This window comes from Laceyella sacchari, from assembly GCF_004343255.1.
GTDB lineage: Bacteria > Bacillota > Bacilli > Thermoactinomycetales > Thermoactinomycetaceae > Laceyella > Laceyella sacchari.
In genome coordinates, this window is the sequence record NZ_SMDD01000014.1 from 1 (window position 1) to 4,780 (window position 4,780).

The window sequence follows — 4,780 nt, forward strand, 5'->3', positions numbered from 1 at the left end:
GTGGGGCAGATGATTGGGGTGAAGTCGTAACAAGGTATCCCTACCGGAAGGTGGGGATGGATCACCTCCTTTCTAAGGAGCTCTTTCTAGAGCATATCGATCATTTTCTTGGGTCACGTGATACTCACTCTTTAGTTTTCAGGGAATACCAAGCCCCAGCCTTAGGCTGGGGCTTTTTGATTTGCATGGATAGGATGTCGGACGGTTGGGATGTTGACCTAGTTTGGATAGAAAAAACACGTTTCCTTAGAATGATTATATGTGCAAGATGAAGGGTTTGAGAAAGCGTAGGGACATGTTCATTGTACATGGATAGAAGAGGTGAACTAAATGAATGAAGACAATTCCTGCAATTGATCCAAAAGCATGAACAGTATGCAAACCAAAAACCGCAAGGATATCGCTTGATTGGATTTTTTGGGCTATGCCGTTTTTGGCGGCGCGTTAATTTTGACTTTGGGCTTGCTGGCGCTTTCGATATTTATATTTATTTAAAAAGGATTTAGTTTTGGCGCCTTAAAGCTATTATTGATGACTCTGCCATTGTCCTACTTCCTGCTTCGTGTACATAAGGTGAAAAAATACCAACCTAAGGGGATTGTTTTGTCTCCAAAAGATGTGCCACAGTTGTTTCGCACATTGGATGAGTTGACTACTAAAATGAAAGCGCCGCGATTTGATACCGTTATTTTGGACGACAAGTGGAACGCTTCTGTTGTGAGCATATCCAAGTCGATGCTTCTAGGTTCTCGACGGCATGTGTTACATATTGGCTTGCCTATGCTTATTGGTCTCGATGATCAGCAAGTGAAAGCTGTATTGGCGCATGAGATTAGCCACATATCGGGCAAAGATACCACCTTGGGAGCTTGGGTGTACCGTTTGTTTTGATCAGCAGTGGAAAGGATTGGTGCATTATTTTGAACAAGATGAATACGAATGGCTGCAAGCGCTGTTCCGCAAATTTATTCAATGGTATTATCCCCGCTTTTGTGCCTTAACCTTTGTCATGCGTCGTCAACAAGAGTATATTGCTGATGCCAGTGCGGCCAATGCGACTTCAGCACAAGTGACGGCCGAGAGCCTGGTGATGAATCATGCAGGCGGACGGTATTATTATCAGGAGTTTTTGCCGGCGGTGTTGGAAGAAGCTGAGCAAAGCAACGAAGAACCACGGCCGTTGACCCGGCTCTATGAACTCATGGCAAGTATGGATGAGAAGCGGGAGAGGCTTGAGGAATATATGCAGAAAGCATTGGTTGAAAAGACCGGGTATGCCGATTCTCATCCTTCGCTCTCTGACCGATTGAATGCATTACGGTGCCAACCGGTGTTGCCGAGCTTGCGCAATCAAGCCGTTGATGTCTATTTGAAGAATGGCGCCGGATTGGGTGAGCAAGGTGGAGGAGTTCCTCAATCTTATGGAAGTGACTGGTGAACTCACCAACTTTGAAGAAGCTTATGCCTATGCCAAACAAGTGAAGCAACAACTGAAAGAGGAAGAAGAAAAAGAGTTGGCGCTGTATCAGGAGCTAAAGAACAAGCCTTCTAAGACGTTGGATGAGCTTTATCAGCTTGCTGATCTCGCTTTTAGCGTAGATAACCCGTTAGAAGGAGTCAAAGTGTTGCGGCAGATCATAAGCACCTATAAAATCCTGCTGACAAGGGCCCTTGCGCTTTTTAAATTGGGTAAAGTCCAGCTGGCTATCGATGAAGTAGAACAAGGAGTGAAACTGTTTGAGATAGCCACACAGCGATTATCGACTGCGCTGGGAAGCATATGATTTTTTGAGGAATTTTTTTACAGAGCGAGGAAAAGCGGCCCAATATGAAAGAAAACTAGAGCACTGGGAAGAACTTCTGGCATTGTCTGATGAAGAGTGTGAACAGGATTTTGATGGGGAAGAGGAATTACTTCCACATGGTCTCTCGTCTGAGACGTTTGAAAAAATCAGAGAGGATTTAGAAAGTGTGACGCAGATCGGTGCGGTTTATATCGCACGGCGCGACATGTCATATATTCCGCAACGAGCTTGTTATTTTATTGCCGTTGAGCCGCTGACACCGCTCAATGAAGAAGAAAGCGAAGCGCTCGGCGACCAAGTCGATGAAATGTTGGTGCATTGGATTGGTGATGACTATTACCATCTTTATGTTTTGGAGGAGCAAGATTTGTTGGAGCCTTTCATTGAAGCGCCCCATACTTGTGTGTTTCGTGCAAAGGCGTATCAGAAATAGGATTGTCGTCAGCCCGGCTACCCATGGGGGACCGGGCTTTCTTTGTGCATGAGGATTGAACGTGACGATTATAGACTGAGTTTTGTGAGTTTAAATGACAAGACTGACCCAGGGCATGCCGTTTTATGATATATTTTGGTTGAGCCTTGTTTAGGGTTTGGTCAAATCTGCTTTATAAAGGGTGAAATTATCATATATGTTCAAGCCAATTTTTGAAGAACGATCGTCGATGAGTGAACGAATTATTTCGCAGATTATGGATGCCATTGTAAAAGGAGAAGTGAAGCCTGGAGAGCGGTTGCCGACAGAACGGGATCTGGCTTCTTTGTTCCAAGTCAGCCGCACTGTGGTTCGTGATGCGATCAAAACGCTGGCCGGCCGTAACATTTTGCATGTGAAGCATGGGAAGGGCATCTTTGTGGCCAACATTCAACCGACAGACATCGAGTCTTTTTCCCAGGCTAATTGGGAGGATGCTGCTGTCCATGATTTGTTCGAGATTCGAAAAGTGTTGGAGACGGAAGCAGCAGCCTGGGCGGCAGAGCGGCGACAAGCGCATCATTTGGAGAAGCTGGAATGGATTATCCAAGATGCAAAAGCGCATTCAGACGAACCGGAAGTGTTGGATGAACGGGATGCGCAATTCCACATGGCTATTGCAGAAGCTTCTTGCAACTTGGTTTTGGTGAAGATCATGCTCTCTTTGCTTGACTTATTGGCCAAAAGCAGACAGGGAAGTTACAGTATTCCTGGACGGTCGTTAGAATCATTGCAAGACCATGAATTGATCATCGAAGCGATCAGGGAACAGGATCGAGAGTTAGCCCGGCAACGGATGTTGCAACATCTCGAAGGAGTGGAACAAACGGTCAGCAAACATGGAAACAAAGGATAGCCATCCATATCAATGAAATCGCTTCCAATTTAAAGGGGATTAAATTTTCAAAGTGGCATCTCTTATGCGTTCGACAAGCTCGGACTGTCTGGAGGATTGATGAGCAACGCCTGGTTTTTCGCCCATGCGACCGGCAACAAATGCTTTGCTGGTTTCGTCCCAGTGCCCAACAGGCTAAGAATGACCGATAGGGCGGATGGGGCCTAGCAAAAAGGCGATGGTTAAGACCGAGATGAGCATACAAACTCCGCCCAAGGTCAGAGCCGCGGCAAATCCCGCCATTTCGGCGACCAAGCCGGTTAAGATCGGCGAGACGATGGCTGCCGTTGCCCCTGCGGTGTTCATCAATCCCCCCAGTCGACCCGTAAGCTTTTCGGGAGCGATATCCTGAGGGAGAGTCCATAAGATGGCTGCAGATGCCGATTCAGCGGCCATAGCGATGATCAAAAGGATGGCCGCGGTGTGGACAGATTCGACAAAGGCGGCGAAGATGACTGACGCCGCCACCAATTGCGTGATAATCAATATAAATTTTTTTATTTTTGTTGGAGAGTGTCCACGACTGATAAAAAAATCAGATGTCAATCCGGCCAGCGGCTGCGCAATCATCCCGGCAATCCAAGGGATGGTGGCGTAAAAAGCTACGGATGTCAATGATAGATGACGCTCCGTGACAAAGTACATAGGCAACCAAGTCAAATACAAATAATAAAGGTAATCCTGCAAAAATTTGATGATCAGGATGGCCCATGTGTTGCGGTGTTTTAGCAAAATACGAGTGGAGGCCGTGGGTGAGGTTGGTTTTGGAGTCAGTGGAGCATGTTCTTGGTAAGTGGCCAACCATATCAAAACAAAACCCAATCCACCCAACCCCGTTGCCAAAAATGCGCTTTGCCAATCGGGACGGGTATCGCTTCCAAATGTGAGCATCAACCATGCCATCAGCCCTGGTGTCACAGCGTACCCCAAGCGTAATCCGGCCAAATAAATCCCTGTCGCCAAGCCGCGCTCGGTTGTGGCGAAATGTTCGCGCACGACTTTGGTCGCAACGGGGAAGTTGGCCGACTCACCGATCCCTACCAACGTTCGACTCACCAGCAACGTACTAACATTGCGGGCTAATCCGGTCATCGCGCATGCGACGGACCAAAGCGTTGCGGCCCAGCCGTATACTCGCTTGGCCCCGAAGCGATCGACCAACCAACCGGATGGAAGATTACACAACAAGTAAGTCCAGCCGAATGACGAAAGGATCAACCCCATGGTGCTCATATCGAGATGAAGTTCCTGCGCGATATACGGACTGGCAGTTGCTAAGCTTGAACGGTCAATCGCGTTAATTAGCGTGCCGCTGAAAATCAATAGCAGAATCCACCACTGTTTGCCGGTAAAATGATACTTCATTTGGACACCTCGCGCTCCCCATGAGACGTGGGTAATTGTTTATGAATAACTTTATGCCTTGTATCTGCGTGAAAGACTACGTCTTGGGCGAGGTGGAAATTATTGGTCTGGAAATTAGTATAAAAAAATGTTGTTTTTAAATTGGGTTCGTGATATATTATTTCTTGTCGCCGCGATGCGGTGATAACAAAGAGAGACGCACCTTGAAAATTAGATATGGAATAAAGCAACGAGGTTAAGAAG

Annotated in this window: 6 protein-coding genes and 1 rRNA gene; 6 read left to right on the forward strand and 1 reads right to left on the reverse strand. The window is 46.9% G+C overall.

Annotated features, from left to right (window positions below; all coding sequences use genetic code 11):
- The 6 genes from EDC32_RS16035 to EDC32_RS16060 all read left to right on the forward strand — a co-directional run.
- A 16S ribosomal RNA gene (locus tag EDC32_RS16035) occupies positions 1–72 on the forward strand; the annotation flags it as partial.
- A gap of 531 nt (positions 73–603) precedes the next feature.
- Positions 604–891 (forward strand): M48 family metallopeptidase, encoded by a 288-nt coding sequence (locus EDC32_RS16795; RefSeq protein ID WP_158283428.1) that lies wholly within the window; start codon positions 604–606, stop codon positions 889–891.
- Between the two features lie 19 nt (positions 892–910).
- Positions 911–1,438, forward strand: coding sequence for a M48 family metalloprotease (locus tag EDC32_RS16045; RefSeq protein WP_158283429.1), 528 nt, complete (start codon positions 911–913; stop codon positions 1,436–1,438).
- Positions 1,422–1,784 carry a hypothetical protein gene (locus EDC32_RS16050; RefSeq protein WP_132223967.1) on the forward strand — a complete coding sequence of 121 codons (363 nt, stop codon included), beginning with the start codon at positions 1,422–1,424 and terminating at the stop codon, positions 1,782–1,784. The genes EDC32_RS16045 and EDC32_RS16050 overlap by 17 nt, the downstream gene beginning before the upstream one ends.
- A 4-nt stretch (positions 1,785–1,788) precedes the next feature.
- Positions 1,789–2,238, forward strand: a complete 450-nt coding sequence (locus EDC32_RS16055) for a hypothetical protein (RefSeq protein WP_132223970.1) — start codon at positions 1,789–1,791, stop codon at positions 2,236–2,238.
- Positions 2,239–2,434: 196 nt separating this feature from the next.
- Positions 2,435–3,133, forward strand: coding sequence for a FadR/GntR family transcriptional regulator (locus EDC32_RS16060; RefSeq protein ID WP_022739181.1), 699 nt, complete (start codon positions 2,435–2,437; stop codon positions 3,131–3,133).
- A gap of 174 nt (positions 3,134–3,307) precedes the next feature.
- On the opposite strand, the gene EDC32_RS16065 is transcribed toward EDC32_RS16060, so the two are convergent.
- Positions 3,308–4,537 (reverse strand): MFS transporter, encoded by a 1,230-nt coding sequence (locus EDC32_RS16065; RefSeq protein ID WP_132223973.1) that lies wholly within the window; start codon positions 4,535–4,537, stop codon positions 3,308–3,310.
- Positions 4,538–4,780 lie beyond the last annotated feature (243 nt).